This is a genomic window from Streptomyces sp. NPDC111520, assembly GCF_055635295.1.
Genome location: NZ_JBVKBW010000008.1, coordinates 53,876 through 79,830 on the forward strand (window position 1 = coordinate 53,876; position 25,955 = coordinate 79,830).

24 protein-coding genes are annotated in these 25,955 nt (G+C 72.5%); 5 read left to right on the forward strand and 19 right to left on the reverse strand.

The genetic code is table 11. From position 1 onward, the window contains the following. Positions 1-94 precede the first annotated feature (94 nt). On the reverse strand, positions 95-667 hold the full coding sequence (gene pyrR, locus ACZ7MY_RS20205) for a bifunctional pyr operon transcriptional regulator/uracil phosphoribosyltransferase PyrR (protein WP_499603346.1): 573 nt from the start codon (positions 665-667) through the stop codon (positions 95-97). A gap of 298 nt (positions 668-965) precedes the next feature. Here pyrR and bldD point away from each other — a divergent pair, with 298 nt between their 5' ends. Further along, positions 966-1,466 carry a transcriptional regulator BldD gene (gene bldD / locus ACZ7MY_RS20210; protein WP_018564185.1) on the forward strand — a complete coding sequence of 167 codons (501 nt, stop codon included), beginning with the start codon at positions 966-968 and terminating at the stop codon, positions 1,464-1,466. 191 nt (positions 1,467-1,657) lie between these two features. On the opposite strand, the gene nusB is transcribed toward bldD, so the two are convergent. The 13 genes from nusB to ACZ7MY_RS20275 all read right to left on the reverse strand — a co-directional run bounded on the left by nusB (position 1,658) and on the right by ACZ7MY_RS20275 (position 14,478). Continuing rightward, a complete protein-coding gene (gene nusB, locus ACZ7MY_RS20215) occupies positions 1,658-2,086 on the reverse strand; it encodes a transcription antitermination factor NusB (RefSeq protein ID WP_499603347.1) in 429 nt (142 codons plus the stop codon). Between the two features lie 2 nt (positions 2,087-2,088). After that, positions 2,089-2,655 carry an elongation factor P gene (gene efp / locus ACZ7MY_RS20220; protein ID WP_499603348.1) on the reverse strand — a complete coding sequence of 189 codons (567 nt, stop codon included), beginning with the start codon at positions 2,653-2,655 and terminating at the stop codon, positions 2,089-2,091. A gap of 56 nt (positions 2,656-2,711) precedes the next feature. Next, positions 2,712-3,821 (reverse strand): M24 family metallopeptidase, encoded by a 1,110-nt coding sequence (locus ACZ7MY_RS20225; protein ID WP_499603349.1) that lies wholly within the window; start codon positions 3,819-3,821, stop codon positions 2,712-2,714. Positions 3,822-3,878: 57 nt separating this feature from the next. After that, entirely contained in the window at positions 3,879-4,628 is a 750-nt protein-coding gene (locus ACZ7MY_RS20230) for an AAA family ATPase (protein WP_499603350.1), read from the reverse strand. A 133-nt stretch (positions 4,629-4,761) separates the two neighbouring features. Beyond that, positions 4,762-5,865: a 3-dehydroquinate synthase gene (gene aroB, locus ACZ7MY_RS20235; protein ID WP_499603351.1), complete on the reverse strand. Its 1,104-nt coding sequence runs from the start codon at positions 5,863-5,865 to the stop codon at positions 4,762-4,764. Beyond that, positions 5,862-6,377 (reverse strand): shikimate kinase, encoded by a 516-nt coding sequence (locus tag ACZ7MY_RS20240; RefSeq protein WP_499603352.1) that lies wholly within the window; start codon positions 6,375-6,377, stop codon positions 5,862-5,864. The genes aroB and ACZ7MY_RS20240 overlap by 4 nt, the downstream gene beginning before the upstream one ends. Continuing rightward, complete coding sequence (gene aroC / locus ACZ7MY_RS20245; protein ID WP_499603353.1) at positions 6,374-7,558, reverse strand: chorismate synthase; 1,185 nt, start codon at positions 7,556-7,558, stop codon at positions 6,374-6,376. The genes ACZ7MY_RS20240 and aroC overlap by 4 nt, the downstream gene beginning before the upstream one ends. 140 nt (positions 7,559-7,698) lie before the next feature. Continuing rightward, complete coding sequence (locus tag ACZ7MY_RS20250) at positions 7,699-8,532, reverse strand: shikimate dehydrogenase (protein ID WP_499603354.1); 834 nt, start codon at positions 8,530-8,532, stop codon at positions 7,699-7,701. A gap of 192 nt (positions 8,533-8,724) precedes the next feature. After that, positions 8,725-10,482 (reverse strand): endolytic transglycosylase MltG, encoded by a 1,758-nt coding sequence (gene mltG / locus ACZ7MY_RS20255; RefSeq protein ID WP_499603355.1) that lies wholly within the window; start codon positions 10,480-10,482, stop codon positions 8,725-8,727. Between the two features lie 135 nt (positions 10,483-10,617). Next, complete coding sequence (gene ruvX, locus ACZ7MY_RS20260) at positions 10,618-11,082, reverse strand: Holliday junction resolvase RuvX (protein ID WP_499603356.1); 465 nt, start codon at positions 11,080-11,082, stop codon at positions 10,618-10,620. A gap of 8 nt (positions 11,083-11,090) precedes the next feature. After that, on the reverse strand, positions 11,091-13,760 hold the full coding sequence (gene alaS, locus ACZ7MY_RS20265) for an alanine--tRNA ligase (protein ID WP_499603357.1): 2,670 nt from the start codon (positions 13,758-13,760) through the stop codon (positions 11,091-11,093). Next, positions 13,760-14,050: a DUF6167 family protein gene (locus ACZ7MY_RS20270; protein ID WP_499603358.1), complete on the reverse strand. Its 291-nt coding sequence runs from the start codon at positions 14,048-14,050 to the stop codon at positions 13,760-13,762. The genes alaS and ACZ7MY_RS20270 overlap by 1 nt, the downstream gene beginning before the upstream one ends. A 5-nt stretch (positions 14,051-14,055) precedes the next feature. Beyond that, the gene (locus tag ACZ7MY_RS20275) at positions 14,056-14,478 is read right to left on the reverse strand and encodes a DUF948 domain-containing protein (protein WP_499603359.1); all 423 of its coding nucleotides are present in this window, start codon (positions 14,476-14,478) and stop codon (positions 14,056-14,058) included. Positions 14,479-14,651: 173 nt separating this feature from the next. Between ACZ7MY_RS20275 and ACZ7MY_RS20280 the strand changes: the two genes are divergently transcribed. After that, a complete protein-coding gene (locus ACZ7MY_RS20280; protein WP_499603360.1) occupies positions 14,652-16,799 on the forward strand; it encodes an ATP-binding protein in 2,148 nt (715 codons plus the stop codon). Between the two features lie 105 nt (positions 16,800-16,904). Here ACZ7MY_RS20280 and rpsD read toward each other — a convergent pair whose 3' ends face one another. Further along, positions 16,905-17,516, reverse strand: coding sequence for a 30S ribosomal protein S4 (gene rpsD, locus ACZ7MY_RS20285; protein WP_018564200.1), 612 nt, complete (start codon positions 17,514-17,516; stop codon positions 16,905-16,907). Between the two features lie 199 nt (positions 17,517-17,715). Between rpsD and ACZ7MY_RS20290 the strand changes: the two genes are divergently transcribed. Continuing rightward, positions 17,716-18,432 carry a DUF2470 domain-containing protein gene (locus ACZ7MY_RS20290; RefSeq protein WP_499603878.1) on the forward strand — a complete coding sequence of 239 codons (717 nt, stop codon included), beginning with the start codon at positions 17,716-17,718 and terminating at the stop codon, positions 18,430-18,432. 40 nt (positions 18,433-18,472) lie between these two features. Here the strand turns inward: ACZ7MY_RS20290 and ACZ7MY_RS20295 are convergent, their stop codons facing one another. Both ACZ7MY_RS20295 and ACZ7MY_RS20300 read right to left on the reverse strand, forming a co-directional pair. Further along, entirely contained in the window at positions 18,473-19,822 is a 1,350-nt protein-coding gene (locus tag ACZ7MY_RS20295) for a replication-associated recombination protein A (protein ID WP_431960594.1), read from the reverse strand. Positions 19,823-19,865: 43 nt separating this feature from the next. Next, a complete protein-coding gene (locus tag ACZ7MY_RS20300) occupies positions 19,866-20,510 on the reverse strand; it encodes a vitamin K epoxide reductase family protein (RefSeq protein ID WP_499603361.1) in 645 nt (214 codons plus the stop codon). 281 nt (positions 20,511-20,791) lie between these two features. Here ACZ7MY_RS20300 and ACZ7MY_RS20305 point away from each other — a divergent pair, with 281 nt between their 5' ends. Further along, a complete protein-coding gene (locus ACZ7MY_RS20305) occupies positions 20,792-21,601 on the forward strand; it encodes an SAM-dependent methyltransferase (RefSeq protein WP_499603362.1) in 810 nt (269 codons plus the stop codon). Beyond that, complete coding sequence (locus tag ACZ7MY_RS20310) at positions 21,598-23,703, forward strand: putative bifunctional diguanylate cyclase/phosphodiesterase (protein ID WP_499603363.1); 2,106 nt, start codon at positions 21,598-21,600, stop codon at positions 23,701-23,703. The genes ACZ7MY_RS20305 and ACZ7MY_RS20310 overlap by 4 nt, the downstream gene beginning before the upstream one ends. Positions 23,704-23,777: 74 nt before the next feature. Here the strand turns inward: ACZ7MY_RS20310 and hisS are convergent, their stop codons facing one another. Next, complete coding sequence (hisS, locus tag ACZ7MY_RS20315; RefSeq protein WP_499603364.1) at positions 23,778-25,040, reverse strand: histidine--tRNA ligase; 1,263 nt, start codon at positions 25,038-25,040, stop codon at positions 23,778-23,780. 13 nt (positions 25,041-25,053) lie between these two features. Further along, positions 25,054-25,770: an MBL fold metallo-hydrolase gene (locus ACZ7MY_RS20320; protein ID WP_499603365.1), complete on the reverse strand. Its 717-nt coding sequence runs from the start codon at positions 25,768-25,770 to the stop codon at positions 25,054-25,056. Positions 25,771-25,955 lie beyond the last annotated feature (185 nt).

The following is a 25,955-nucleotide window of genomic DNA, read 5'->3' on the forward strand; positions in this document are numbered from 1 at the left end:
CGGACTGGGCGGCGGCACGCCACGTCTCCCGGGCAGGCCGGGGGCGGGGACGGGCGGGCAGGGCGCTGCCCCGGGAGCCGGGGCGGCGCGGGCGCTACTCGTCCGCCGGGGAGCCGTCGCGTACGCCGAGCAGGACGCAGTCGCGCCCGTCCTCCTCGGTCAGGTGGACCTTGACGGTCTCGCGCAGCGAGGTGGGGATGTTCTTACCGACGTAGTCGGCCCTGATGGGCAGCTCGCGGTGGCCGCGGTCGACGAGGACGGCCAGCTGCACGGCGCGGGGGCGGCCGATGTCGCCGAGCGCGTCGAGGGCGGCGCGGATGGTGCGGCCGGAGAAGAGCACGTCGTCGACGAGGACGACCAGCCGGCCGTCCACCCCGTCGGCCGGGATGTCGGTGCGGGCGAGGGCGCGCGCCGGACGCAGCCGCAGGTCGTCGCGGTACATGGTGATGTCGAGCGAGCCGACCGGGAGCTTGCCGCCGGTGATCTCGTCCAGCTTGTCGCCGAGCCTGCGGGCCAGGTGGACCCCGCGGGTCGGGATGCCGAGCAGCACCACGTCGTCGGCGCCCTTGGCGCGTTCGACGATCTCGTGGGCGATGCGGGTGAGGACCCGCGCGATGTCCGGGGCCTCGAGGACGGACCGGGCCGGATCGGAACCGATGGTGGTCATGGAGAAAGGACCTCCTTCCCCGCCTCACGGGACGGGCCTTAAAGGACGCCAAAACGTACGGCTCCACCGTATCAGGCACCCTGGCGCGCTCCGTGGCGGGGCCTGGCGGCCGCCTGGCGCGGCTCTCGGGGCGGGACGGCCGCCCGTACCACGATCGACCGCGGATCCCGGCTGAAAGGCCGGTGACCGGCCATTCCTCGCTCTTCCGGGGGACCGGTGTGGACCATTCGGCTTGACGGATTCCAATTACGCTGCGTAACCTCACAGTGAGTTACTGAGTTTCCGTCCGGGGAGCCATATGTCCAGCGATTACGCCAAGCAGCTCGGAGCAAAGCTCCGCGCCATCCGCACGCAGCAGGGACTCTCCCTCCACGGCGTCGAGGAGAAGTCCCAGGGCCGCTGGAAGGCCGTGGTGGTCGGTTCCTACGAGCGCGGCGACCGCGCCGTGACCGTGCAGCGCCTCGCCGAGCTCGCCGACTTCTACGGCGTTCCGGTCCAGGAGCTGCTGCCCGGTTCCGCGCCCGGCGGCGCCGCCGAGCCGCCGCCGAAGCTCGTCCTCGACCTCGAGCGGCTGAGCCAGGTGCCCTCCGACAAGGCCGGTCCGCTGCAGCGCTACGCCGCCACCATCCAGAGCCAGCGTGGCGACTACAACGGCAAGGTGCTGTCGATCCGCCAGGACGACCTGCGCACCCTCGCCGTCATCTACGACCAGTCGCCCTCGGTCCTGACCGAGCAGCTGATCAGCTGGGGCGTCCTCGACGCGGACGCACGGCGCGCGGTGCAGCACGAGGAGGGCTGACGCCCTCGGGAAGCAGAAACGTCCCGCCCCTTGGGCACGGCCGCCAGGCCGCGTCCGAGGGGCGGTTGTGTTTCCGGCCCCGGAACGGACTGCCCCGGCCCCGGAACGGGCTGCGCCACCCCCGCCGAGGCCAGGGAAACGCCACGGGCCCGGAACGCGCTGCGTTCCGGGCCCGGTGAGCGTGACGGGGCCTACTCCTCCCGGAGGGAGGGCTTCAGCTCCTTGAGGCGGGCCAGCAGACCGTTGACGAACGAGGGCGACTCGTCCGTGGAGAACTCCTTGGCCAGTTGCACGGCCTCGTCCAGGACGACGGCGTCGGGGACGTCGTCCTCCCAGATCAGCTCGTAGGCGCCGAGCCGCAGGATGTTCCGGTCGGTCACCGGCATGCGGTCCAGGGTCCAGCCCACGGCGTGCTTCGACAGCAGTTCGTCGATGCGCCGCGCCCGTTCGGCGTAGCCCTCGACGAGCTGCATCGTGTATTCGCTGACCGGCGGCTGCCGGTCGTCGGTCCGGGCGAGCCTGATCCAGTCCGCCATGGCGGTCTTGGGGCTGACACCCCGCTGCTCCGCCTCGAAGAGGATCTGGAAGGCGCGCTTGCGGGCCTTGTTACGAGCGGCCACGGTTAGCTGGTCACCCGGCCGAGGTACTCACCCGAGCGGGTGTCGACCTTGATCTTCTCACCGGTGGTGATGAAGAGCGGGACGCCGATCTCGTAGCCGGTCTCCAGCTTGGCGGGCTTGGTGCCACCGGTGGAGCGGTCGCCCTGGACGCCGGGCTCGGTGTACTCGATGACCAGCTCGACGGCGGCCGGGAGCTCGATGTAGAGCGGCGCGCCCTCGTACATGGCGACGACGGCCTCGAAGCCCTCCAGGAGGAAGTGGGCGGCGTCGCCGACGACCTCGGGGGTGATGTAGATCTGGTCGAACGTGTCCATGTCCATGAACACGAAGCTCTCGCCGTCCTTGTAGGAGAACTGCATCCCGCGCTTGTCGACGTTGGCCGTCTCGACCTTCACGCCGGCGTTGAAGGTCTTGTCGACGACCTTTCCGGAGAGCACGTTCTTGAGCTTCGTACGGACGAAGGCGGGGCCCTTGCCGGGCTTGACGTGCTGGAACTCGACGACGGACCAGAGCTGGCCGCCGTCGAGCTTGAGCACGAGGCCGTTCTTGAGGTCGTTCGTGGTGGCCACGGTTGCGGAATCTCCTGCACTGCTGCTTCGGGGACCCGGAGCCGCGGACCGCCCTCTTACAGGGCGAGCAGCTCCTTGGTCGTGATGGTGAGTAGCTCGGGCCCGCCGTCCGTCGGTGGACGCACGACGAGTGTGTCGTCGATGCGGACACCGCCGCGGCCCGGGATGTGGACTCCCGGTTCGACGGTGACCGGCACGCAAGCGTCCAGTTTACCCATGGCCGAGGGGGACAACCGAGGGTCCTCGCCGATCTCCAGTCCGACCCCGTGTCCGGTGGTCTCCCCCAGCGCCTCGCCGTGGCCGCCGGACTCCAGCACGTGGCGCGCCGCGTGGTCCACGTCACGGCAGGCCGCGCCGGGCGCGAGGGCCTCCCGGCCGGCCCGCTGGGCGGTGAAGACCAGGTCGTACAGCTCGATCTGCCAGTCCGCCGGCGTGGTGCCGATGACGAAGGTGCGCCCCACCTCGCAGCGGTAGCCGCGGTAGCAGGCGCCCAGGCAGACGGTGAGGAAGTCGCCCTCCTCGACGCGCCGGTCGGTGGGCAGGTGCCGCGCGGCACCCGAATGGGGGCCGGTGCCCACGCAGGTGGGGAAGGCCGGCCCGTCGGCCCCGTGGTCGATGAGACGGCGCTCCAGCTCCAGGGCGAGGTGCCGTTCGGTGCGGCCCACCAGGATCGACTCCAGGAGTTCGCTGAGCGCCTGGTCGGCGATCTCGGCGGCGATCCGCAGCGCGGAGATCTCCTGCTCGTCCTTGACCAGCCGGAGCTGTTCCACGGCCGAGCCGAGGTCGGACAGCCGCACCCCGGGGGCCGCGCCGCCCACGGCGCGGTGCCGCGCCACGGTGAGGTGGTGCTCCTCCAGCGCCAGGGCCTCCGCCTTGCGGTCCGCGGCCAGCGCGGCGGCGGTGACCGCCGGATCGCCCTCGGGGCCGGACAGGACGACACCCCGCACGTCGTCCGGGAGCCGGCCCTCGGCCAGGTCTCCGGAGGGATGGCGGTGGTGGACCAGTACGTCCTCGGGACCCGGCCCCACCAGCAGCACCGTCCCCGGCGGGGCGCATCCCGTCAGGTAGCGGACGTTGGCGGGACGGGAGACGAGCGCCGCCGCCGATCCGGCCGCCGCGCACCGGTCCCGGAGGCGTTCCCTGCGGGCAGCGTGCACCTCGGACATGTGGCGAGCGTACGTCGCGTGCCGCCGCTCGGCCTGTCGAGAGCTGCCGGGTGGCGGCTACCAGGCGGGCGCGCCCTGGAGGCTGCGGGTGACGACGCTGTCGAGCGCGGCGGCCGCGGCGGCCACGTCGAGGTGGGAGTTGTCGATGATGGGCAGCCCGGAGCCGTACCAGCCGGCCATGCGGCCGTGGATGCGGGCGACCTCCTCGTCCGTGAGCCGCCGGTTCCCGCTGCGCTGGGCGTTGCGGGCCAGCACGATGTCGAGGCCGGGGAGGAGGACGACGGGCAGCAGGCCGGGGCCCACGTGGCGCTTCCAGCCGCCGAGGCCGACGACCGGGCGGTCGGGGAAGACCGCGTCGTCGATGATGCAGGAGATGCCGTTCGCGAGGAAGTTGCGGGCCGCGAAACCGCAGGTGCGGCGGGCGAGACGGTACTGCGCCTCGGAGTTGTCGTTCCAGCCGGACTGCGGGTCGGCGAAGCCGGAGCGGACCCATTCGCGGACGTCGTCCAGGCTGACGTGGGCGGTCGGCACACCCCGGTGGTCGGCCCAGTGCCGGGCGATGGTCGTCTTGCCGGCGCCCGCCGCGCCGATCAGCAGGACCGCGACGGGGCCGTGCGTGGTGCGCGGGAGCGGGGCGTCGCCGCCGCCGGCGGACTGCGGGGGCGGCTGGACGGGGTGCTGTACGGGGGCTCCCTGGGCCATCGGGAAGTGGCCGGTGGTGCCCGGGGGCTGCGGCGGCGGCCCTGGCTGCCCGGCCTGCTGCCCACCGTGCGGCGGTGGCAGCGGCGCACCCACGGCATGCTGCATCGAGGCCACTCCGTCCGTACAAGAGCTTTCAGGTTCGACCGAACGGTACCGTCAACGGCCGCAGTTGTGTGAACGGCCGGGCAGCCCCAGGGGTGCCCGGCCGTTCGGAATCGGTGAACGCGTACGGGGCCGGCTACTTGGAGATCTCCGCGTACGCGGCGAGCAGCACCCCGGGGTCGGGGGCCTCCAGCACGGTCGGCTTGGCGAGGCCGTCCAGGACGATGAAGCGCAGCCGGTCGGCGCGGGACTTCTTGTCCACCTTCATCGTCTCCAGCAGCCGGGGCCACTGGTCGCCGCGGTAGGTCAGCGGGAGTCCGACGGACTCCAGGACGGAGCGGTGGCGGTCGGCGGTGGCGTCGTCCAGCCGGCCCGCGAGGCGGCCGAGTTCGGCGGCGAAGACCATGCCGATGGAGACGGCCGCGCCGTGCCGCCAGTTGTAGCGCTCGTTCTTCTCGATGGCGTGGCCGAGGGTGTGGCCGTAGTTGAGGATCTCGCGCAGGCCCGACTCCTTGAGGTCGGCGGAGACCACCTCGGCCTTGACGCGGACGGCGCGCTCGATGAGTTCGGCGGTGTGCGGCCCGCCGGGGCCGCGGGCGGCGGCCGGGTCCTGCTCGATCAGGTCGAGGATGACGGGGTCGGCGATGAAGCCGGCCTTGATGATCTCGGCGAGACCGCTGACGTAGTCGTTGACCGCCAGCGACTCCAGCGCCGCGAGGTCGCAGAGCACCCCGGCGGGCGGGTGGAAGGCGCCGACGAGGTTCTTGCCCTCGGCGGTGTTGATGCCGGTCTTGCCGCCGACCGCGGCGTCCACCATGCCGAGCACGGTGGTCGGCACGGCGACCCAGCGGACCCCGCGCAGCCAGGTCGCGGCGACGAACCCGGCGAGGTCGGTGGTGGCACCGCCGCCGACACCGACGATGACATCCGTACGGGTGAATCCCGACTGACCGAGCGCCCGCCAGCAATAGGCCGCGACCTCGGTGGTCTTGGCCTCCTCGGCGTTGGGCACCTGGATGGCGACGGCCTCGTAGCCCTGTTCCGCCAGGTCCTCGCGGAGCGCCTGGCCGGTGGCCTCAAGCGCCTCGGGGTGGATGACGGCGACCCGTGCCGCCTTGTCGCCGATCAGGCCGGGCAGTTCGCCGAGCAGCTGCCGGCCGACCAGCACCTCGTACGGCTCGGTGCCCTCACTGCCCCCGACCCGGATGCGGATGGGGGCGTGTGCGGCGTGCTCCGTCATGCGTTCTTCAGCTCCAGTGCGTCCAGGACGGCGTCCGCGACGTCCTCGGGGGTCCGGCCCTCCGTGCCGACCACGGCGCGGGCGACCTCGGTGTACAGCGGGCGGCGGGCGTCCATCAGCTCGCGCCACTGCCGCCGCGGGTTGACGGCGAGCAGCGGGCGGGCGGTGTCGAGCCCGACGCGCTTGACGGCCTCGGCGACGTCCATGTCGAGGAAGACCACGGGCAGCCCGGCCAGCAGCCCGCGGGTGTCCGCGTCGAGGATCGCGCCGCCGCCGAGCGCGAGCACGCCCGGGTGCTCGGCGAGCGCGGAGCGGACGGCCGCCGCCTCCAGCGCGCGGAAGTGCTCCTCGCCGTCCTCGACGAAGATGTCCGCGATCGGCCGGCCCTCGGCCTCGACGATGTCGGCGTCGGTGTCCCGGCAGGTGGTGCCGAGCCGCTGGGCGAGCAGCTCGCCGACGGTGGTCTTGCCGACCCCCATGGGGCCCACCAGGACGACGACCGGGCCGCTCATCGGATCACCAGGTTGTCGAGGTAGCCGCGCACGTTGCGGCGGGTCTCGGTGACGCTGTCGCCGCCGAACTTCTCGGCGACCGCGTCGGCCAGCACCAGGGCCACCATCGCCTCGGCGACGATGCCCGCGGCCGGGACGGCGCAGACGTCGGAGCGCTGGTGGTGGGCCGCGGTGGCCTCGCCGGTGGTCACGTCCACGGTGGCCAGGGCGCGCGGCACGGTGGCGATGGGCTTCATCGCGGCCCGCACCCGCAGCAGCTCCCCGGTGCTCAGGCCGCCCTCGGTGCCGCCGGAGCGGCCGGTGGAGCGGCGGATGCCGTCCTCGGTGGAGACGATCTCGTCGTGCGCCTTGGAGCCGGGCACGCGGGCGAGCTCGAAGCCGTCGCCGACCTCGACGCCCTTGATGGCCTGGATGCCCATGAGGGCGGCGGCCAGCCGGGCGTCCAGCCGGCGGTCCCAGTGCACGTGGCTGCCGAGGCCGACGGGCACGCCGTAGGCGAGCACCTCGACGACCCCGCCGAGGGTGTCGCCGTCCTTGTGGGCCTGGTCGATCTCGGCGACCATCCGCTTGCTCGCGTCGGCGTCCAGGCAGCGCACGGGGTCGGCGTCGAGCCGCTCGACGTCGGCCGGGGTGGGGTACACGCCGTAGGGGGCCTTGGCCGCGGCGAGCTCCACGACGTGGGAGACGATCTCGATGCCGGCCGTCTCCTTGAGGTAGGAGCGGGCCACGGCGCCGAGCGCGACCCGCGCGGCGGTCTCACGGGCGGACGCCCGCTCCAGGACCGGCCGGGCCTCGTCGAAGCCGTACTTCTGCATGCCGGCGAGGTCGGCGTGGCCGGGGCGCGGACGGGTCAGCGGGGCGTTGCGGGCGAGCCCGGCGAGGATCTCGGGGTCCACCGGGTCGGCCGCCATGACCTGCTCCCACTTGGGCCACTCGGTGTTCCCGACCATGACCGCGACCGGGGAGCCGAGGGTGAGCCCGTGGCGCACCCCGCCGAGGAAGGTGACCTGGTCCTGCTCGAACTTCATCCGGGCACCGCGGCCGTAGCCGAGCCGCCGCCGCGCGAGGTGGTCCGCCACCATCTCGGTGGTGATCGGCACGCCGGAGGGCAGACCCTCCAGCGTCGCGACGAGTGCGGGGCCGTGCGACTCCCCCGCGGTCAGCCAGCGCAACCTGCTCAACGGTGCTCGCTCCTTCATCATCGCCCGGGCCGCGGCGAGGCGGACCGGACCATCCGTGCGTAAACCGATCCTTTCACGTCCGGCGGCGGAGCCGGGGCGCGGTCCGCTGGGCGGACAGCTCCGTGGACACCTCGGCCCGTTCAGGAGCGGTGCAGCGCCGCCTCGCCGGCCGCCCGCATGGCCGCCAGCGGGGCCGGTCCGCGGCCGGTCATCAGCTCCACCTGCAGCACCGCCTGGTGCACCAGCAGGTCCAGCCCCCCGACGACGGACCCCCCGCGGCCCGCCCAGGCGGACGCCAGGGCGGTGGGCCAGGGGTCGTACAGCACGTCGAAGAGGGTGCCGGGCCGCTCCGGGACGGCGGCGGCCAGCGCGTCGGCGGTGCCGGCCGGCGTCGTGGAGATCACCAGAGGCGCCGAAAGCGCCTCGGCGGCGTCCTCCCAGGCGGCCGTCCGCACCGCCACGCCGAGCCGCTCGCCCCACTGCCGCATCTCGCCGGCGCGGGTGTCGCCGCGCACGTACGCGGTGACCTCGCCGTCGCAGATCTGCGCCAGCGCGGCCAGCGCGGAGGAGGCGGTCGCCCCGGCACCGAGGACGGCGGCGGAGCCGACGCGTCCGACGCCGCGCTCGCGCAGCGCCGCCACCATCCCCGGGATGTCGGTGTTCTCGCCCACGCGGCGTCCGTCCGCGGTGAGGACCAGCGTGTTGACGGCCTCGACGGCGGAGGCGGTGTCGCTGACCTCGTCCAGCAACGGGATGACCGCCCGCTTGAGCGGCATGGTCAGCGACAGCCCTGCCCAGCGTCCGCCGCCCGGCAGGCCGGCCAGCCCGTCCAGGAAGCCGGGCAGCGCGGCCTCGTCGACCTCGTAGCGGTCGTACGTCCAGTCGGCCAGGCCCAGCCCCGCGTAGGCGGCGCGGTGCAGCACCGGGGAGAGGGAGTGCGCGATCGGCGATCCGAGGACCGCGGCCCTAGGCACGCGCGTCCCCCCGCGGGCTGTTCGTCATGGGCTGGTCCCCTCGGCTCCGTGTCGTCCGGCGGTCTCGTGGGCCGGAGTCGTCCGGCGGTCGAGTCTACGGCCTCAAGATCGGCCGGGGGCCGGACAGCACGGGGCGCCGCACGGGAGGTTCTCCGGGCGGCGCCCCGGTGGCGGCGTCTCAGTGGTGGCGTCTCAGCCGTTGTGCTTCCTGTCGAACTCCCTGGCGAGCTTGTCGTGCTCGGCGAGCGTCTCCGTGAACTCGGTCTTGTGCCCGTCGAGGGAGATGAAGTAGTACCACTTGCCCGGTTCGGGGTCCATGGCCGCGGCCAGCGCCTTCGCGCCGGGGTTGCCGATCGGTCCCGGCGGGAGCCCCCGGTAGTAGTACGTGTTGTAGGGGTCGTCGTAGGTGCGGAGCTCCTTGAGCGAGAGGTTGATCTCGCTCTGGTTCTTCAGGTAGTTGTACGTCGAGTCGAACTCGAGCTTGCCGTTGGTCTCGGTGTTGTCCGTCTTGAGGCGGTTGTAGACGACCCGCGACATCTTCCGGAAGTCCTCGGAGGACTTGCCCTCGGCCTGCACCAGGCTGGCCAGGGTGACGACCTGCAGCGGCGACTCCAGCCCCAGCTTCTCGGCCTTCGCCTCGACGTCGTACTTGGCGTACTGCTTCTTGGAGTTGGCGACCATGCTGCGCAGCAGGTCGACGGGCTTGGTGTCCTTGCCGACGCTGTACCGGGTCGGCCAGAGGAAGCCCTCCAGCGGATCCTTGATGTCGTCGCTGTCGTTCGCCCAGTCGGGCAGCCCGAGCTTGCCGGCCTGGTCCTTGGCGACCTTGGCGGTGGTGCCCTTGTCGAGCCCCAGCTTGGCGTCGACGATCGCGTAGATCTGCACGTCGCGCAGGCCCTCGGCGATGACCAGGACGTTCTGCGACTTCGGGTCGAGCATCATCGTGACGGCGCTGGACGCGGCCATCTCCTTGTGCAGGACGTAGACGCCCGCCTGGATGGAGTTGCCCTCCGGGTCCTTGCTGACGGCGGCGGTGAAGGCGTCGACGCTCTTGACCACGCCGGCCTTCTTGAGGATGTTGCCGATCTGGATGCCGGTCGCGCCCTGCGGGATCTCGACCTGGACCTCGCCGCTGCCCTTGCCCGCGAAGTCCGGCGGCGGGCCGAAGTTGCTCTGGTAGTAGCGGTAGCCGAACCAGCCGATGCCGGCGACGCCACCGCCGAGGACGACCAGCACGACCAGGCACGCCATGCCCGAGCGGCGCTTCTTGCCGCCCTTCCCGGCCTTCCCGGCGCTGCCGCCCTTGCCCGAGCGGCCGCGCCGCTCGCTGCGGGCGGGCTGCGGCTCGTCGTCCTCGTCGTCGTCCGCGCCGGAGAAGAAGGAGTGGTCGTCGGCGGCACCCGCCTCGTCGTCCCAGAGCGGGGCGTCCTGCTCGGCGGGACGGGAGCGCTGGGGGCGCTGCTGCGGCTGCTGCGGCTGCTGCAAATGCTGTGGCTGTTGCTGCTGCGGCGGCTGTTGTTGCTGCGGCTGCTGCTGGTACTGGGGCTGCTGTTCCGGGTAGCGCTGGTCGGGCCGCTGCGGGGGCGGGTAACCGCCCTGCCCGTAGAAGTCGGGCTGCTGCTGGCCGCCGTAACCGTCGTGGCCGTAGCCCGCCGGGGCGCCCCAGGAGTCGTACTGCTGCTGTTGGGGGTCGTACGGGTACTGCTGCTGCTGACCGGTGTTGCCGTAGGGGTCCCAGCCGGCCTGCTGCTGGTACTGCGGGTTCTGCTGGTGCTGTTGGTGCTGGGCTTGCTGCTGATGCTGGGGTTGCTGCTGCTGGTACTGGGAATACTGCTGTTGCTGCTGGTGCTGTTGTTGCTCGGAATGCTGCTGCTGTGCCCACTGGTCGCCGAAGAGAGGGTCTTCGGGGTGCCATGCTTCGGAGCCAGGGCTCCGGCCATAGTCAGTCATCGATCCCCTACGGTTCGGTTCGCGAGGCGGCAGCAGGCCGGCGCTGATGGCGCGGGCGGGACGGTCCCGGTCCGTCGGCACCCACGGATCCAGCAGTGGAGCCGCCGTGCTGCGCGGAACGTTACCGTACCGCGATCAGATAAACGGTTCGACGCTCTCGCCCGGCTCTTTACCAGACACCCGTTCGGTCTCGAGCGCGCTCTGCAGGATGACCACGGCCGCCGCCTGGTCGACGACGGAACGTCCCTTCTTCGCCTTGACGCCCGATGCGCGCAGGCCCTGCGTCGCCGTGACGGTCGTCATCCGCTCGTCCACCAGGCGCACCGGGACGGGGGAGATGATCTTCGCCACATCCTGGGCGAAGCCGCGGGCCTTGGCCGCGGCCTGCCCCTCCCGCCCGTTGAGCGAGCGGGGCAGGCCGACCAGCACCTCGATCGGCTCGTACTCCTCGACGATCTCCGCGATGCGACGGCGCGCGGCCGGGACGTCCCGGCCGGGCACCGTCTCGACGGGTGTGGCGATCAGCCCGTCGGGGTCGCACGAGGCGACCCCGATGCGGGCGTCCCCGACGTCGATCGCGATCCTGCGACCCCTGCGCATCGCCGGCCTCAGACCGTCTCGGCGACCAGTCGCTGCACGGCGGCGACGGCCTCGCCGACCGCGTCCGCGTTCTGGCCTCCGCCCTGGGCGACGTCCGGCTTGCCGCCACCGCCGCCGCCGAGGGTCTTGGCGGCGGCACGGACCAGCTCGCCGGCCTTCAGGCCGCGCTCACGCGCCGCCTCGTTGGTGGCGATGACGGTCAGCGGGCGGTCGCCCGCGACGGCGAACAGGGCCACGACGGCCGCGCGGCCGCCGCCGATCCGCTGGCGGACGTCCAGCACGAGCTTGCGCAGGTCGTCGGCGCCGGTTCCGTCCGGGACCTGGCCGGTGACCAGGGCCACGCCCTTGACGTCCTGGGCGGAGTCGGCGAGCCCGGCGGCGGCCTGCAGGACCTTCTCGGCGCGGAAGCGCTCGATCTCCTTCTCGGCCTCCTTGAGCTTGGCGAGCATGCCGGAGATCTTCTCCGGGAGCTCCTCCGGACGGCCCTTGACCAGCTGCTGGAGCTGGGCGACGACCGTGTGCTCGCGGGCGAGGAAGTTGTACGCGTCCACGCCGACCAGGGCCTCGACCCGGCGCACGCCGGATCCGATCGAGGACTCGCCGAGCAGCTTCACCAGACCCAGCTGGGCGGTGTTGTGGACGTGCGTGCCGCCGCAGAGCTCCTTGGAGTAGTCGCCGATCGTCACGACGCGCACCCGCTCGCCGTACTTCTCGCCGAACTCGGCGATGGCGCCCGCCTTCTTGGCCTCGTCGATGCTCATGATCTCGGCCGTGACGTCCAGCTCACGGGCGAGCACGGCGTTGATCTTCTGCTCGACGTCCGTCAGGACGCTGCCCGGCACGGCGGCCGGCGAGCCGAAGTCGAAGCGGAAGCGGCCCGGGGAGTTCTCGGAACCGGCCTGGGCGGCCGTGGGGCCGAGGGCGTCGCGCAGCGCCTGGTGGGTGAGGTGGGTGGCGCTGTGGGCGCGGGCGATGGCCCGGCGGCGGCCGAGGTCGATCTTGGCGAGAACGCCGGAGCCGACCGTCACCTCGCCGACCTGGACGCTGCCCTTGTGCACGGTGACGCCCGGCACGGGCTGTTGCACGTCGCGGACCTCGATGACGGCGCCGGAGTCGGTGCGGATGCGGCCGGTGTCGGCGAGCTGGCCGCCGCCCTCGGCGTAGAAGGGGGTGCGGTCGAGGATGACCTCGACCTCGTCGCCCTCGTTGGCGGCCGGCGACGGCACGCCGTCGACCAGCAGGCCGACGACGCTGGCCTCGCCCTCGTTGTCGGTGTAGCCGGTGAAGAGGGTGCTGCCGGCCGCGTCGGCGATGGAGCGGTACGCCGACATGTCGACATGGCCGCTCTTCTTCACCAGGGCGTCCGCCTTGGCGCGGTCCCGCTGCTCCTTCATCAGGCGGCGGAAGCCGTCCTCGTCCACCGAAAGGCCCTGCTCCGCGGCCATTTCGAGGGTGAGGTCGATCGGGAAGCCCCAGGTGTCGTGGAGCAGGAAGGCCTTGTCGCCGGAGAGCACGCCGGAACCGGCGGACTTGGCCTCGGTGACGGCGGTGTCCAGCACATTGGTGCCGGCCTTCAGCGTCTTGAGGAAGCGGGACTCCTCGGCGAGGGCGACCGTCTCGATGCGCTTGCGGTCCTCGACGAGCTCCGGGTACTGCTGGCCCATCGTCTTGATGACGGTGTCCACGAGGTCGCCGACCACCGCGTCCGTGGCGCCGAGCAGCCGCATGTTGCGGATGGCGCGGCGCATGATGCGGCGCAGCACGTAGCCGCGGCCTTCGTTGCCGGGGGTGACGCCGTCGCCGATGAGCATGACGGAGGTGCGCATGTGGTCGGCGACGACGCGCAGCGAGACGTCGGACTCGTGGGCGGCACCGTAGGCGACGCCGGTGAGTTCGGTGGCCTTGTCGATGACGGCCCGCAGGGTGTCGGTCTCGTACATGTTCTGCACGTCCTGCAGGATCATGGCGAGGCGCTCGAGACCGAGACCGGTGTCGATGTTCTTGGCGGGCAGGTCGCCGAGGATCGGGAACTCCTCCTTGCCGCTGCCCTCCCCGCGCTCGTACTGCATGAAGACCAGGTTCCAGATCTCCACATAACGCTCGTCGTTGACGGCCGGGCCGCCCTCGACGCCGAACTCGGGGCCGCGGTCGTAGTTGATCTCGGAGCAGGGGCCGCAGGGGCCGGGGACGCCCATGGACCAGAAGTTGTCCTTCATGCCCAGGCGCTGGATGCGCTCGGCGGGCACGCCCACGACGTCGCGCCAGATCTGCTCGGCCTCGTCGTCGTCCTTGTAGACGGTGATCCACAGCCGCTCGGGGTCGAGGCCGTAACCGCCGTCCGCCACGGAGCTGGTGAGCAGCTCCCAGGCGAACTTGATGGCGCCTTCCTTGAAGTAGTCGCCGAAGGAGAAGTTGCCGCACATCTGGAAGAAGGTGCCGTGGCGCGTGGTCTTGCCGACCTCTTCGATGTCGGGCGTGCGGACGCACTTCTGCACGCTGGTGGCGCGCGGGAAGGGCGGCTTGACCTCGCCCAGGAAGAAGGGCTTGAACGGGACCATGCCCGCGGGCACCAGAAGGAGCGTCGGGTCGTCGGCGATGAGCGACGCCGAGGGCACGACGGTGTGCCCGCGCTCCTCGAAGAAACGCAGCCAGCGGCGGCGGATTTCTGCCGACTCCATCAGTGTTCGTCCTTCCGGTGGTGGTACGAGATCGCCGGCCGCGGTGCCGGCATGTCGAGGTCGGGGGCCGTACGGCCCAGTGCGTCGTTGAGCTGGCCCTCGCGCTCGGCCATGCCGGCGCGGACGTCCTGCGCGAAGGTGCGCAGCCGGTCCCCGGCCTCCAGGGCCTTGTCGGCCGCCTTCGCCGCGAGGCTCTCGGGAGTCAGGCTGCGGATCTTGCGATGGACCTTGTTGGTGGCCCACACCCCGGCGGCGGCACCGGCGGTGAACCAGAAGGCACGACGGAACATGCAGGTCAGCCCCTTGGTTTACGGCTGCGGGCGGACGGGAGCGTCCGGCCGACGACCACGGTGCGCTTCTTGCCGGCGCCCTTGGTCTGGAGGGTGACCGCACGCCGCACGCCGTAGCCGAAGGCCGCGACCTTCACGAGGGGGCCTCCGAAGGTGGAGGCGACGGTCGTGGACAGGGCGGAGGCGTTGGCGGTCACCTCGGCGACGTCGGAGGTGATGGTGTCCACGCGGGCCAGCTGGGCGTGGGCCTCGCGGACCGCCGCGGAGGCGTCGCCGAGCAGCGGGACGGCCTGGTCGGTCACCTCCGCCACCAGGCGGGTGGCCTGACGGAGCGCCTGGGCGAGCCGTACGAGTGCCACGGCGAGGAACGACACCAGGATCGCCCAGAAGACGGCCACGATGAGGCCGGCCACCTCTCCACCGGACACGTTGCCACTCCCTCGGATCCACCGCGCCAACCAGGTACCGATACAGATACCGACCTTATCGCGACGGGCAGCACGCTCCGTACCGCGTTGCGGGCCGTGGCCGCCCGCGACCGCCCCCTGGCCACGGGCCCGGATTGTACGTTCCGCTTATTTGACGATACCCTCCGTGACCCATGCGCCATGAGACGACGCCCGGCGAGCTGCCGTGCGAGCTGAACCACTTCGTCGGCCGGCGGCGCGAGCTCGACGACGTGGCCCGCCTGCTGGAACGGGCCCGGATGGTGACGGTGACCGGCGTGGGCGGGGTCGGCAAGACCCGGCTCGCGCTGCGCGCGGCGGCCGGTCTGCGCGCCGGGTTCGCCGACGGGGTCCGGCTGGCCGGGCTCGGGGCCGTAAGGGACCCGGGGCTGGTGGACCTCGCCGTGGCCCACGCGCTCGGCCTCAACGACCACACCACGCGCAGCCCGCGGGCCGTGCTCGGTGCCTTCCTGGCCCGCCGCGAACTGCTGCTCGTCCTGGACTGCTGCGAGGGACAGGTGCAGGCGGCGGCCGAACTGGCCGACGCGCTGCTGCGCACGGCACCGGACCTGCGGGTACTGGCCACCAGCCGGCAGCCGCTGGGGGTGGCCGGCGAGCACATCGTGGCGCTGGAACCGCTGGCCGACGCCGACGAGGCGGTGGAGCTGTTCGCCGACCGGGCGGCCGCGGCGCTGCCGGGCTTCACCGTGGACGCGGGGAACCGGGCCGAGGTCGAGGAACTGTGCCGCCGCCTGGACGGCATCCCGCTGGCGCTGGAACTGGCGGCGGGCCGCGTGCGGGCGCTGTCGGTGCGGCAGATGACCGGACGGCTGGACGACCGCTTCCGGTTGCTCACCCGGCGCGGCGGCACCGGCGGCCCCGAGCGGCACCGCGCGCTGCGTACGACGATCGGGTGGAGCCACGAGCTGTGCACCCCGCACGAACGGCTGCTGTGGGCACGGCTGTCGGTGTTCGCGGGGGACTTCGACCTCGAGGCGGCGGAGTACGTGTGCGCGGGCGGCGAGGTGTCCGCCGAGGCCGTGGTGGACCTGCTGGCGGACCTCGTGGACAAGTCGGTGGTACTGCGCCGCGAGGTCGCGGGCGCGGTGCGCTACCTGCTGCTGGACACCGTGCGCGAGTACGGCCTGGGATGGCTGCGCGGGCTGGGCGAGGAGCAGCGGCTGCGGACCCGGCACCGCGACTGGTACCTGGGCTTCGCCACCTGGGGCGAGATGGAGTGGTTCGGCGCGCGGCAGGAGGAGATCTCGGCCGGCACCGAGCGCGAACTGCCCAACCTGCGGGCCGCGCTGGAGTTCTCCCTCGAGGTCCCCGAGGAACTGCGGACCGGGCAGTACCTGGCGGCGAGCCTGTGGTTCTTCTGGGTCGGCTGCGGCCGGCTCGCCGAGGGCCGCTACTGGCTGGAGCGCGCGCTGGCGGCCGACCACGAGCCCACCGGGCAGCGGGCCAAGGCGCTGTGGGTGTGCGGCTACGTCTCGATCCTCCAGGGCGACGGCACCGCGGCGCTCGGCATGCTCTACGAGTGCCGCGAGCAGGCGCTGGCCACCGGCGACGCGACGGCGGTGGCGTACGCGGTGCACCGCATGGGGTGCGGCGCGCTGCTCAGCGACGACCTGCCGCGGGCCAGGGCGCTGTTCGAGGAGGCGCTGGGCCACTACCGGACGCTGGGCGAGCTCAACAGCAACGTGATCATGGCCGAGGTCGAGCTGGCGATGGCCGTGGCCTTCGACGGCGACCTGGAGGGCGGGATCGAGCTGTGCGACCACATCCGCGAGGTCTGCGAGGACCACGGGGAGCGCTGGGCGCTGGCGTACGCGCTCTACACGCGGGCGGTCATCGCCTGGTGGCAGGAGGACCCCGTGCTCGCCGCCGAGCTCGCGGCCGAGTGCGTGCGGATCAACCACACCTTCCGCGACATGGTGGGCATCGTGCTCGGCATCGAACTGCTCGGCCTGCTGCGGGTCCCGCGGGACGCCCGGGAGGCGGCGGTGCTGCAGGGCGCGGCGGGCGGCATCTGGCGGCTGGTCGGGCTCCCGGTCTTCGGCTCACGCCACTTCGGCATCCCCCACCAGCGCTGCGAGGAACTGGCCCGCGCCGAGCTGGGCCGGGCCGGCTACGAGGCGGCGTACGCCGAGGGCGGTGCGCTGGACCTCGACGCCGCGGTCGCCAGGGCCCTGGCCGGGCTGCCCCCGACGCGCCCCGGGCGGCGGACGCCGCACGGCCCGGTCCCGCCCGCCGGCCCGCTGCACGCCGGTGCGCCGCTCGGCCGGTCCGCCCAGGACTGAGCGCCTCGGACCGGGGAGCCCCCGGCTACGCGAAAGCCCCGGTGCCCCGCCGCGAGGGCGGGACACCGGGGCTGACGTGCGTGCGCGTGCCGGGTGCGGCAGGCGTCAGCGAGCGTAGTACTCGACGACGAGCTGCTCGTCGCAGATCACGGGGACCTCACGACGGTTCGGCAGACGGTCCAGGCGGAAGGCCAGCGCCTGCAGGTTGACCTGCAGGTACTTCGGGGTCTCGCCCTCGCCGGCCCAGCCGCCCTCACGGGCGACCTGGAACGGGGTCTTGGCGCGGGAGCGCTCGCGGACCATCACGACGTCGTCGGGGGTGACGCGGAAGGACGGCTTGTCGACCTTGTGGCCGTTGACCTCGATGTGGCCGTGGACGACCATCTGGCGGGCCTGGTAGATGGTGCGGGCCAGGCCGGCGCGCAGGACGAGGGCGTCCAGGCGGCGCTCGAGCTCGACGATCAGGGCCTCGCCGGTCTTGCCGCTGACCTTGCGGGCGCGGTCGTAGGCGCGGGCCATCTGGCGCTCGGAGATGTCGTACTGCGCGCGCAGACGCTGCTTCTCCAGCAGTCGGACCTTGTAGTCACTGTTCTGCTTGCGGCCACGGCCGTGCTCGCCCGGCGGGTAGGGACGGGCCTCGAAGTACTTGACGGCCTTCGGCGTCAGGGCGATGCCGAGGGCGCGCGACTTCTTGACCTTGGGACGCGACTGGTTCACGTTTCCCAGACCTCCATGTAAGTTAGGTAAGCCTTACCTTAGCGAAGGAGATCGCATGTCTCGCCCAGGGAACACCACGCGCATCACGGACGTAACGGACGCCGCACAGGGCGCCGCCGACGCCATCGCGGGCGCCGACTTGACGGGGGTCCGATCAGCTCATGGTCAGCCGCGTCCCAGCGGGCATGAAATCGCCCGACTGCCGTCAGCAGCCGAGCGCACACGAACTCTCGTACAGAGTACCGCCTCCGCCATCCTGGTGATTCCCGGCCTGGTCCCCGACCTCCCCGAGCTCATGGTCCCCGAGGAACGGATCGTGGGCACCGACGGCGACCTCTTCCTGCTGTTCCCCGCGGAATCGCCCGCCGTGAGGGCCGCGACCCACGCCGAGGACGACGACCTCACGGCTGTGCTCGACATCACTGACGTCGCCCCGGTCGCGGTGCCCGGACGCATCCGCGGCCGCGCCTGGATCGCGGGCTGGATCACCGTCGCGCGCGACCTGCCGGCCCCGGCCGGGAAGGTGCGGTTGCGGCTGGAGGTCGGGGAGGCGTCGCTGGACGACCTGTGGGGCGCGGAGCAGGTGGAGCCGGACGAGTTCGCCGCCGCCCGCCCCGACCCGCTCGTCGACCACGAGGCCGAGCTGCTGCAGCACCTGGCGGCCGCCCACGCCGACCAGGTGGGCTGGCTGTGCGCGCTCGCCGGTGACGCCGGTGCGTGCCGCAGCACGCCGACCACAGCGGTGCCGCTCGCCCTGGACCGCTTCGGGTTGCGGGTGCGCTTCAGCGGCGCGGACGGCGTCTTCGACGCCCGCTTCGAGTTCCCCGAGCCCGTACGGGGCCACGCCGACCTGCACCGGGCGATGCACGCGCTCTTCGACGCCGCCGAGGAGGCGGCGGCCGGGCGGGGGCGCTGACCGGCGTGGAAGCGCCGCCAGGCCGTGCGCGGGCCGCGCGCTACTCCCCCGCCAGACGTTCCCTGACACGCTCCAGCACGTCGGCGTAGCGGGCCTCGGCCCCGTAGCGGGTCGGCTCGTAGTAGCGCCGGCCGTGGATCTCGTCCGGTGCGTACTGCTGGGCGGCGATGGCACCCGGCAGGTCGTGCGGGTACTGGTAGCCCTTGCCGTGGCCGAGTTTGGCCGCGCCCTTGTAGTGGCTGTCGCGCAGGTGGGCGGGGACCGGGCCGGCCTTGCCCGCGCGCACGTCGGCGAGGGCGGCCCCGATGGCCGTCGTCGCCGCGTTGGACTTGGGGGCCAGGGCGAGCGCGATCGTGGCGTGGCTGAGGGTCAGCGCGGCCTCGGGGAAGCCGATCATCGCCACCGCCTGGGCCGCGGCGACCGCCGTGGGCAGCGCGGTCGGGTCGGCCAGGCCGATGTCCTCGCTGGCGGAGATCATCAGCCGGCGGGCGATGAACCGCGGGTCCTCCCCGGCCTCGATCATGCGGGCCAGGTAGTGCAGGGCGGCGTCGACGTCCGAGCCGCGGATGGACTTGATCAGCGCGCTGGCCACGTCGTAGTGCTGGTCGCCGTCGCGGTCGTACTTCACGGCGGCACGGTCGACGGTCTCCTCGAGGGTGCCCAGGGAGATCTCCGGCTCGCCCTTCGCCAGGGCCGCGCCCGCGCCCGCCTCCAGCGCCGTCAGCGCCCGGCGGGCGTCCCCGCCCGCGATCCGCAGCAGGTGCTCCTCGGTGTCCTCGGGCAGCGTGACCGCGCCTTTCAGGCCGCGCTCGTCGGTGAGCGCGCGGCGCAGCAGGCCGCGCAGGTCGTCGTCGGTCAGCGGCTCCAGGGTGAGCAGCAGGGACCGGGACAGCAGGGGGGAGATGATCGAGAAGTACGGGTTCTCGGTGGTGGCGGCGATCAGGGTGACCCAGCGGTTCTCGACGGCGGGCAGCAGCGAGTCCTGCTGGGCCTTGCTGAACCGGTGGATCTCGTCCAGGAAGAGCACGGTGTCGCGGCCGTACCCGCCGGACTCGCGCTTGGCGCTCTCGATGACCGCGCGGACCTCCTTGACGCCCGCGGTGATCGCCGACAGCTCGACGAAGCGCTTGTTGGTGGCGTGGCTGACGACGTAGGCGAGGGTCGTCTTGCCGATGCCGGGCGGGCCCCAGAGGATCACCGAGGACGGCCCGGCCGGCCCGCCGCCGCCCTCGCCGACCAGGCGCCGCAACGGCGACCCTGGGCGGAGCAGATGGCCCTGCCCCACGACCTCGTCGAGGGTGCGCGGGCGCATCCGTACGGCCAGCGGGCTCCCTCCGGGCTCCCTCGACTGGCGTTCCTCTGCGGCGGCGGTGAACAGGTCGGGCTCCACGGCCAGAAAGCCTATGTCACCGCACCGACAGTCGGCGCCGCCGTCAGATCAGGGTGCTCCAGTACGTCCACCAGCGGGCCAGGATCGCCACCGCGATCACGCCGTACCAGAGCACCGGGACGACCCAGTGGAACTCCAGGACCAGGGCACGGACCCGGGCCGGGGCCGGGATGACCTCGTGCTTGAGGTTGTGGACGAGGGTGTACCAGAACAGCGCGATGGTGACGACCCAGGCCAGCGAGCACCACAGGCACAGCGAGCCGATGCTGTACAGCGACTGGTACTGCAGCCACGTCACGAAGCAGACGCCGAAGAGCGTGCCGGCCTGCAGCCCGAGCCAGAACCAGCGGCGGTAGCGGGCCCCGGCGAACATCCCCACGGCGAGGGCGATGACGACGGGGTAGGCGACCATGCCGATCATCGGGTTGGGGAAGCCGAAGGCGTGCGCCTGCTCGCTCTTCATGATGTTGCCGCAGGAGATGATCGGGTTCAGGCTGCAGCCGGGGACGAAGTTCGGGTCCTCCAGCAGCTTGAACTTGTCGATCGTGATGACCCACGAGGCGAGCAGACCGAGCGCACCGCAGACGACGAGCAGCCAGCTGAAGGCCTTGCCCGCGCCGATGAGTCCGTCCGCGGACTCCTGGCTCCCGCTCTCGGTGCGAGCCGTGTCAACCGCCGTAGTCACCATGTCGCCGTTTCCGTGGGTCGGGGATGTGCCGCACTGCCCAACGCGTCGGACCCGCCGGAAGTGCCGGGTCCCATGGTGCCGTGTCACCCGCGCGAGCGACAACGGCCGGGCGGGAGGGCGGAATTCCACTGCGGTGCGTACACCTTCGATCGCTCTGTGTTATCGCCCCGCGGTCCGCAGTCCGGGAACCATCTCCACCGAAAATGCGTACACATGAGACATATAGGATTCTCAGTGGACCCGTACTTCCGAGGATCCGCTCAGAGGGGGAGAGGTGCCGCATGCGTCGACCCGAGTGGGTACCCGCAGGGACGGACGTCGAGACCCCCAACGCCGCCCGGGTCTACGACTACTACCTGGGCGGGTCCCACAACTTCGAGGCCGATCGCGACATGGCGCGCCAGGCCATGGCGCTCTGGCCCGACCTGCCGGTGATCATGCGCGCCAACCGTGCCTTCCTGCGCCGCACGGTCCAGCACCTCGCTGCCCTGGGCATCACCCGCTTCCTGGACATCGGTTCCGGGATCCCGACCTTCGGCGCCGTGCACGAGGTGGCGCGGGCCGTCCGGCCGCAGGCGCGCGTGGTGTACGTGGACCTGGACCCGATCGCGGTGGCGCACAGCCGGCTGCTGCTCCAGGACGACCCGCTGAGCGCCATGGTGATGGCCGACATGACCGACACCGGCGACCTGCTCTCCCGGCCCGAGGTCACCGGCCTCCTCGCGCCCGGGGAACCGGTGGCCGTGCTGCTGGTCGCGATGCTCCACTTCGTCACCGACGCCGAGGACCCCGGCAAGATCGTGGGCGCACTGCGCGACGCCGTGCCGCCCGGCAGTCACCTGGTGCTCACCCACGCCTCCCGGGAGAGCCGCCCCGAGCAGGCGGACTCCCTGGCCGAGCTCTACGCCCGGCGCACCACGACACCCCTGGTCATGCGGACCAGAAAAGAGGTGACGGCGTTCTTCGACGGCTGGGAGCTGCTGCCGCCCGGGGTGGTCTGGCTGCCCGAGTGGCGGCCGGAGGACCCGGAGTCCGTGGGGCCCCATCCCGAACGGATGTCGGGCCTGGCCGGTGTGGGGCGGCGGTCGTGAGGGAGTCGCCGTCGACCGTCGCGGGACCCGCCCCGGACTTCGCGGCGGCCTGGACCCGCCTGCTGCGCTCCGGGCCGGGGCTCGCGCTGCCCCCGCGGACGCTGCGCCGGGTGGCGGACACGACGGCGGACCTGCTGGGGCGGGCGCTGGGCGAGCCCGCGTGCGACACCGCGCTCGCGGAACAGGCCGGCACGCTGCTGGTGGAGGCGCACTTCACCGACCCGGAGATCCTGGCGGCCGCCGTGGCGCTGCTGCAGGTCCAGCCGGCCGGACCCGGGCGGGTGCCGGCCGTGGCGGGCGCCTTCGCCTCCGGCTGGGCGGCCGCGCTGCGCGAGCGGACCCTGCGCGAGCAGGGGGCGATCCAACGCGCCGCGTTCCGGGCCCGGGAGGACGCCGAGCGGGCCAGGAACGCCTCGGAGGCCCGCTTCCGCGCGCTGTTCGAGCACGCCGCGATCGGCATCGGCATCGCCGACGTGGACGGCACCATCGTGCAGTTCAACCAGGCGCTGCGGGAGCTGCTCGGGGCCCGCCCGGAGGAGTTGCGGGGCCGCCGCGTCACGGAACTGGTGCACCCCGAGGACGCCCCGGGCGTGTGGGAGGCGTACGAGGACCTGGTCAGGGGGCGCCGCGAGCGGTTCCAGTGCGACAAGCCGTACTACCGGCGCGACGGCGAGGTCGTGTGGACCCACCTGACGGTCTCGCTGATCCGCGACGAGCACGGGGAGCCCCGCTACCAGGTGGCGATGGTCGAGGACATCACCGACCGCTACCGCCTGCAGGAACGGCTGCGCCACCAGGCCACCCACGACCCGCTGACCGGGCTGCCCAACCGCACCGCCTTCTTCGAGCGGCTGGAGGGCCTCTTCGAACAGCCGCCGCCCGGTGCGCGCTTCGGCCTGTGCTACGTCGACCTCGACGGCTTCAAGGTCGTCAACGACAGCCTCGGTCACGAGACCGGCGACCGGCTGCTGACGGCCGTCGCGGAACGCCTGGACGCGGCGCTCGCCCCGCTGGGGCACCTGGTGGCCCGGCTCGGCGGGGACGAGTTCGTGGTGCTGCTGGAGGAGTGCCGCGGCGACCAGGAGGCGGTGGCCGTCGCCAAGCTCGTCCTGAGCACGTTCTCGCGGCCCTTCCTCGTGGGCGACCACCAGCTGACGATCGGCGCCAGCGTCGGGGTGCTGGCGCAGCGGGTCGCCGCCACGACCCCGGGGGCGGCGGTGCGGGCGGCGGACCTGACGCTGTACCGCTCCAAGGAGGCGGGCCGGGGCCGCTGGACGCTCTTCGACCCCACGCACAACGCGCGCGCCGTCAGCCGCTACGCCATCTCGGTTCGGCTGCCGGTGGCCCTGGACCGCGGGGAGTTCTTCGTCGACTACCAGCCGCTGTGCTCGCTCGCCGACGGCTCCCTGGTGGCGGTGGAGGCCCTGGTGCGGTGGCGGCACCCGCAGTTCGGGGTGCTGGGTCCCGACGAGTTCGTGGGGACGGCGGAGGAGACCGGGCTGATCATGCCGCTGGGCCGGTGGATCCTGGAACGCGCGGTGGGGCAGGCGGCCGACTGGGTGCGGCGGTACGGGGAGGCGGCGCCGCAGATCAACGTCAACCTGGCGGTACGGCAGATCCGCAACCCGGGCCTGGTGCACGACGTCACGTCGATCCTGGACAGCACCGGCCTCGAACCCGGGCGGCTGGAGCTGGAGATCACCGAGAGCGCGGTGATCGGTCCCGAGGACGAGTCGCTGCGCGCCCTGCAGGCGATCGCCGACGCCGGGGTCTCGCTGGCCGTCGACGACTTCGGCACCGGCTGGTCGAACCTCGCCTACCTCAGGGACCTGCCGGTCTCCGGGCTGAAGATCGCCGGAGCGTTCGTCACGGACCCCCACCGCGCCGGGACGGACGACCCGGTCGGCTGGCGGATCGTCGGCGGACTGGTGTCGCTGGCGCACGCGCTCGGGCTCACGGTCACCGCCGAGGGCGTGGAGAGCGCCCAGCACGCCCGGCGGCTGCGCTCGCTGGGCTGCGACTGGGGGCAGGGCTGGTACTTCGGGCGGCCGGTGGGGCCCGAGCGGATCGCCCGGTGGATCGAGCGGGGCAACCCCGGCTGACCGGTGGTCAGGGAGACCCGCGGGGGGTGCGGCCGGCCGGTGCGGGCACCGGCCGGCCGAACCGCCCGTACGGTTCAGGCGAGGCGCTCGCGCACGGCCGCGACGACGCCGTCGAGCGGCACGGCGTCCTGCTCGCCGCTCTCCAGGTCCTTCAGCTGCACGACGCCCTCGGCCAGGTCGCGTTCGCCCGCGACGATCGCGAGGCGGGCGCCCGAGCGGTTGGCCGACTTCATCGCGTTCTTCAGGCCCTTGCCGCCGAAGGCGAAGTCCGTGGCGATCCCCGCCCGGCGCAGCTCGGTGACCGCGCCGAACAGCACCCGGCGTGCCTCCTCGCCCATCGGCACCGCGAACACCTGGGTGGCGGCGGGCAGTTCGAGCTCGATGCCCTCGGCCTTGAGGGCCAGCACCGTGCGGTCCACGCCCAGCGCCCAGCCCACCGACGGCAGCTCGGGGCCGCCGATCATCTCGGACAGGCCGTCGTAGCGGCCGCCGCCGCCGACCGCGGACTGCGAGCCGAGGCCGCCGTGGACGAACTCGAAGGTGGTGCGGGTGTAGTAGTCCAGGCCGCGCACCAGCTTGGGGTCGTCCTCGAACTCCACGCCCGCCGCCGTCAGCAGCTCGCGCACCTGCTCGTGGTAGGCCTTGCACGCCTCGCACAGGTGGTCGCGCATCATCGGGGCGCCGACGAGCTGCTTCTGCACGCTCTCGCGCTTGTCGTCCAGGACGCGCAGCGGGTTGATCTCGATCCGCCGGCGGGTGTCCTCGTCGAGGTCGAGACCACGCAGGAAGTCCTGGAGGGCGGCCCGGTAGACCGGACGGCACTCGCGGTCGCCCAGCGAGTTCAGCAGCAGGCGGAAGTTCCGCAGCCCGAGCGAGCGGTAGGCGTCCACGGCCAGGATGATCAACTCGGCGTCCAGCACCGGGTCCTCGGCGCCGATCGCCTCGGCGCCGACCTGGGAGAAGTGCCGGTAGCGCCCGGCCTGCGGCCGCTCGTAGCGGTAGTAGGAGCCGGAGTACCAGAGCTTGACCGGCAGGTTGCCGGCCTTGTGCAGGTTGGCCTCCAGCGCGGCGCGCAGCACGGAGGCGGTGCCCTCGGGACGCAGCGCGAGCTGGGTGCCGCCCTTGGTGGTGAGGGTGTACATCTCCTTGGTCACGATGTCGGTGGACTCGCCGACACCGCGGGAGAAGAGTTCGACCTGCTCGAAGCCGGGGGTCTCGACGTAGCCGTAGCCGGCCCGCCGCAGCGGCGCCGCGAACGCCTCGCGGACCGCCAGGAACACGGCGGAATCGGGCGGCAGGAGGTCATAGGTGCCCTTGGGGGCCTGGAAGGTGCTCACAGGAGGTCTCTCGTCACATTCCTCGTCGCGGAGGGGACGGGTGGTCGTCGCCCCCGAGGCCGCGGGCCACCTCCGCGAGGTACGGATTGGTGGCGCGCTCACGGCCGATGGTCGTCTGGGGTCCGTGGCCGGACAGCACCACGGTCGAGTCGTCGAGCGGCAGGCACACACGGGCCAGCGACGCGTACAGCTCGTCCATGGAACCGCCGGGCAGATCGGTGCGGCCTACGGAGCCGGCGAACAGCAGGTCGCCGGAGAAGAACACCGAGGGGATCTCGGCCGTCTCCGGGAGCCTGAACGTCACCGACCCCTCGGTATGGCCGGGCGCGTGCGCCACGGACAGCTCGAGACCGGCGAGTTCCAGCGTGCTGCCGTCGGTGAGCACCTTCAGGTCGTCGGGCTCGCCGATGGTGAGTTCACCGAGCAGCTGCGCGCCGATCGAGCGGCCGAGGGCCTTCTCCGGGTCGTTCAGCATGTAGCGGTCCCGGGGGTGGATCCAGGCCGGGACGCCATGGGCCCCGCAGACCGGGACGACCGAGGCCGTGTGGTCGAGATGGCCGTGGGTGAGGATGACGGCGACGGGCTTGAGTCGGTGTTTGGCGAGCGTGTCCTCGACGCCCTGGGCCGCTTCGTGGCCCGGGTCGATGATCACGCACTCCTCACCGGCGGCGGGGGCGACCACGTAGCAGTTGGTGCCCCAGGCCCCGGCGGGGAACCCGGCAATGAGCACGTTCGTCCTTCTGTCGGCTGTCGTTCTCGGCAGGTCGTACCGCACCGTGGCGGCCCCACGAGCCTACCGGCGCGAACGCGGCCATAGCGAACCAGTAACGTCGCTGGACGGGGGGCGCGCCGAACGCGAAGATCGGCGGCGTACTCACATTCGGACGCGACGAGCAGAAGGCATCGGGAGACGGC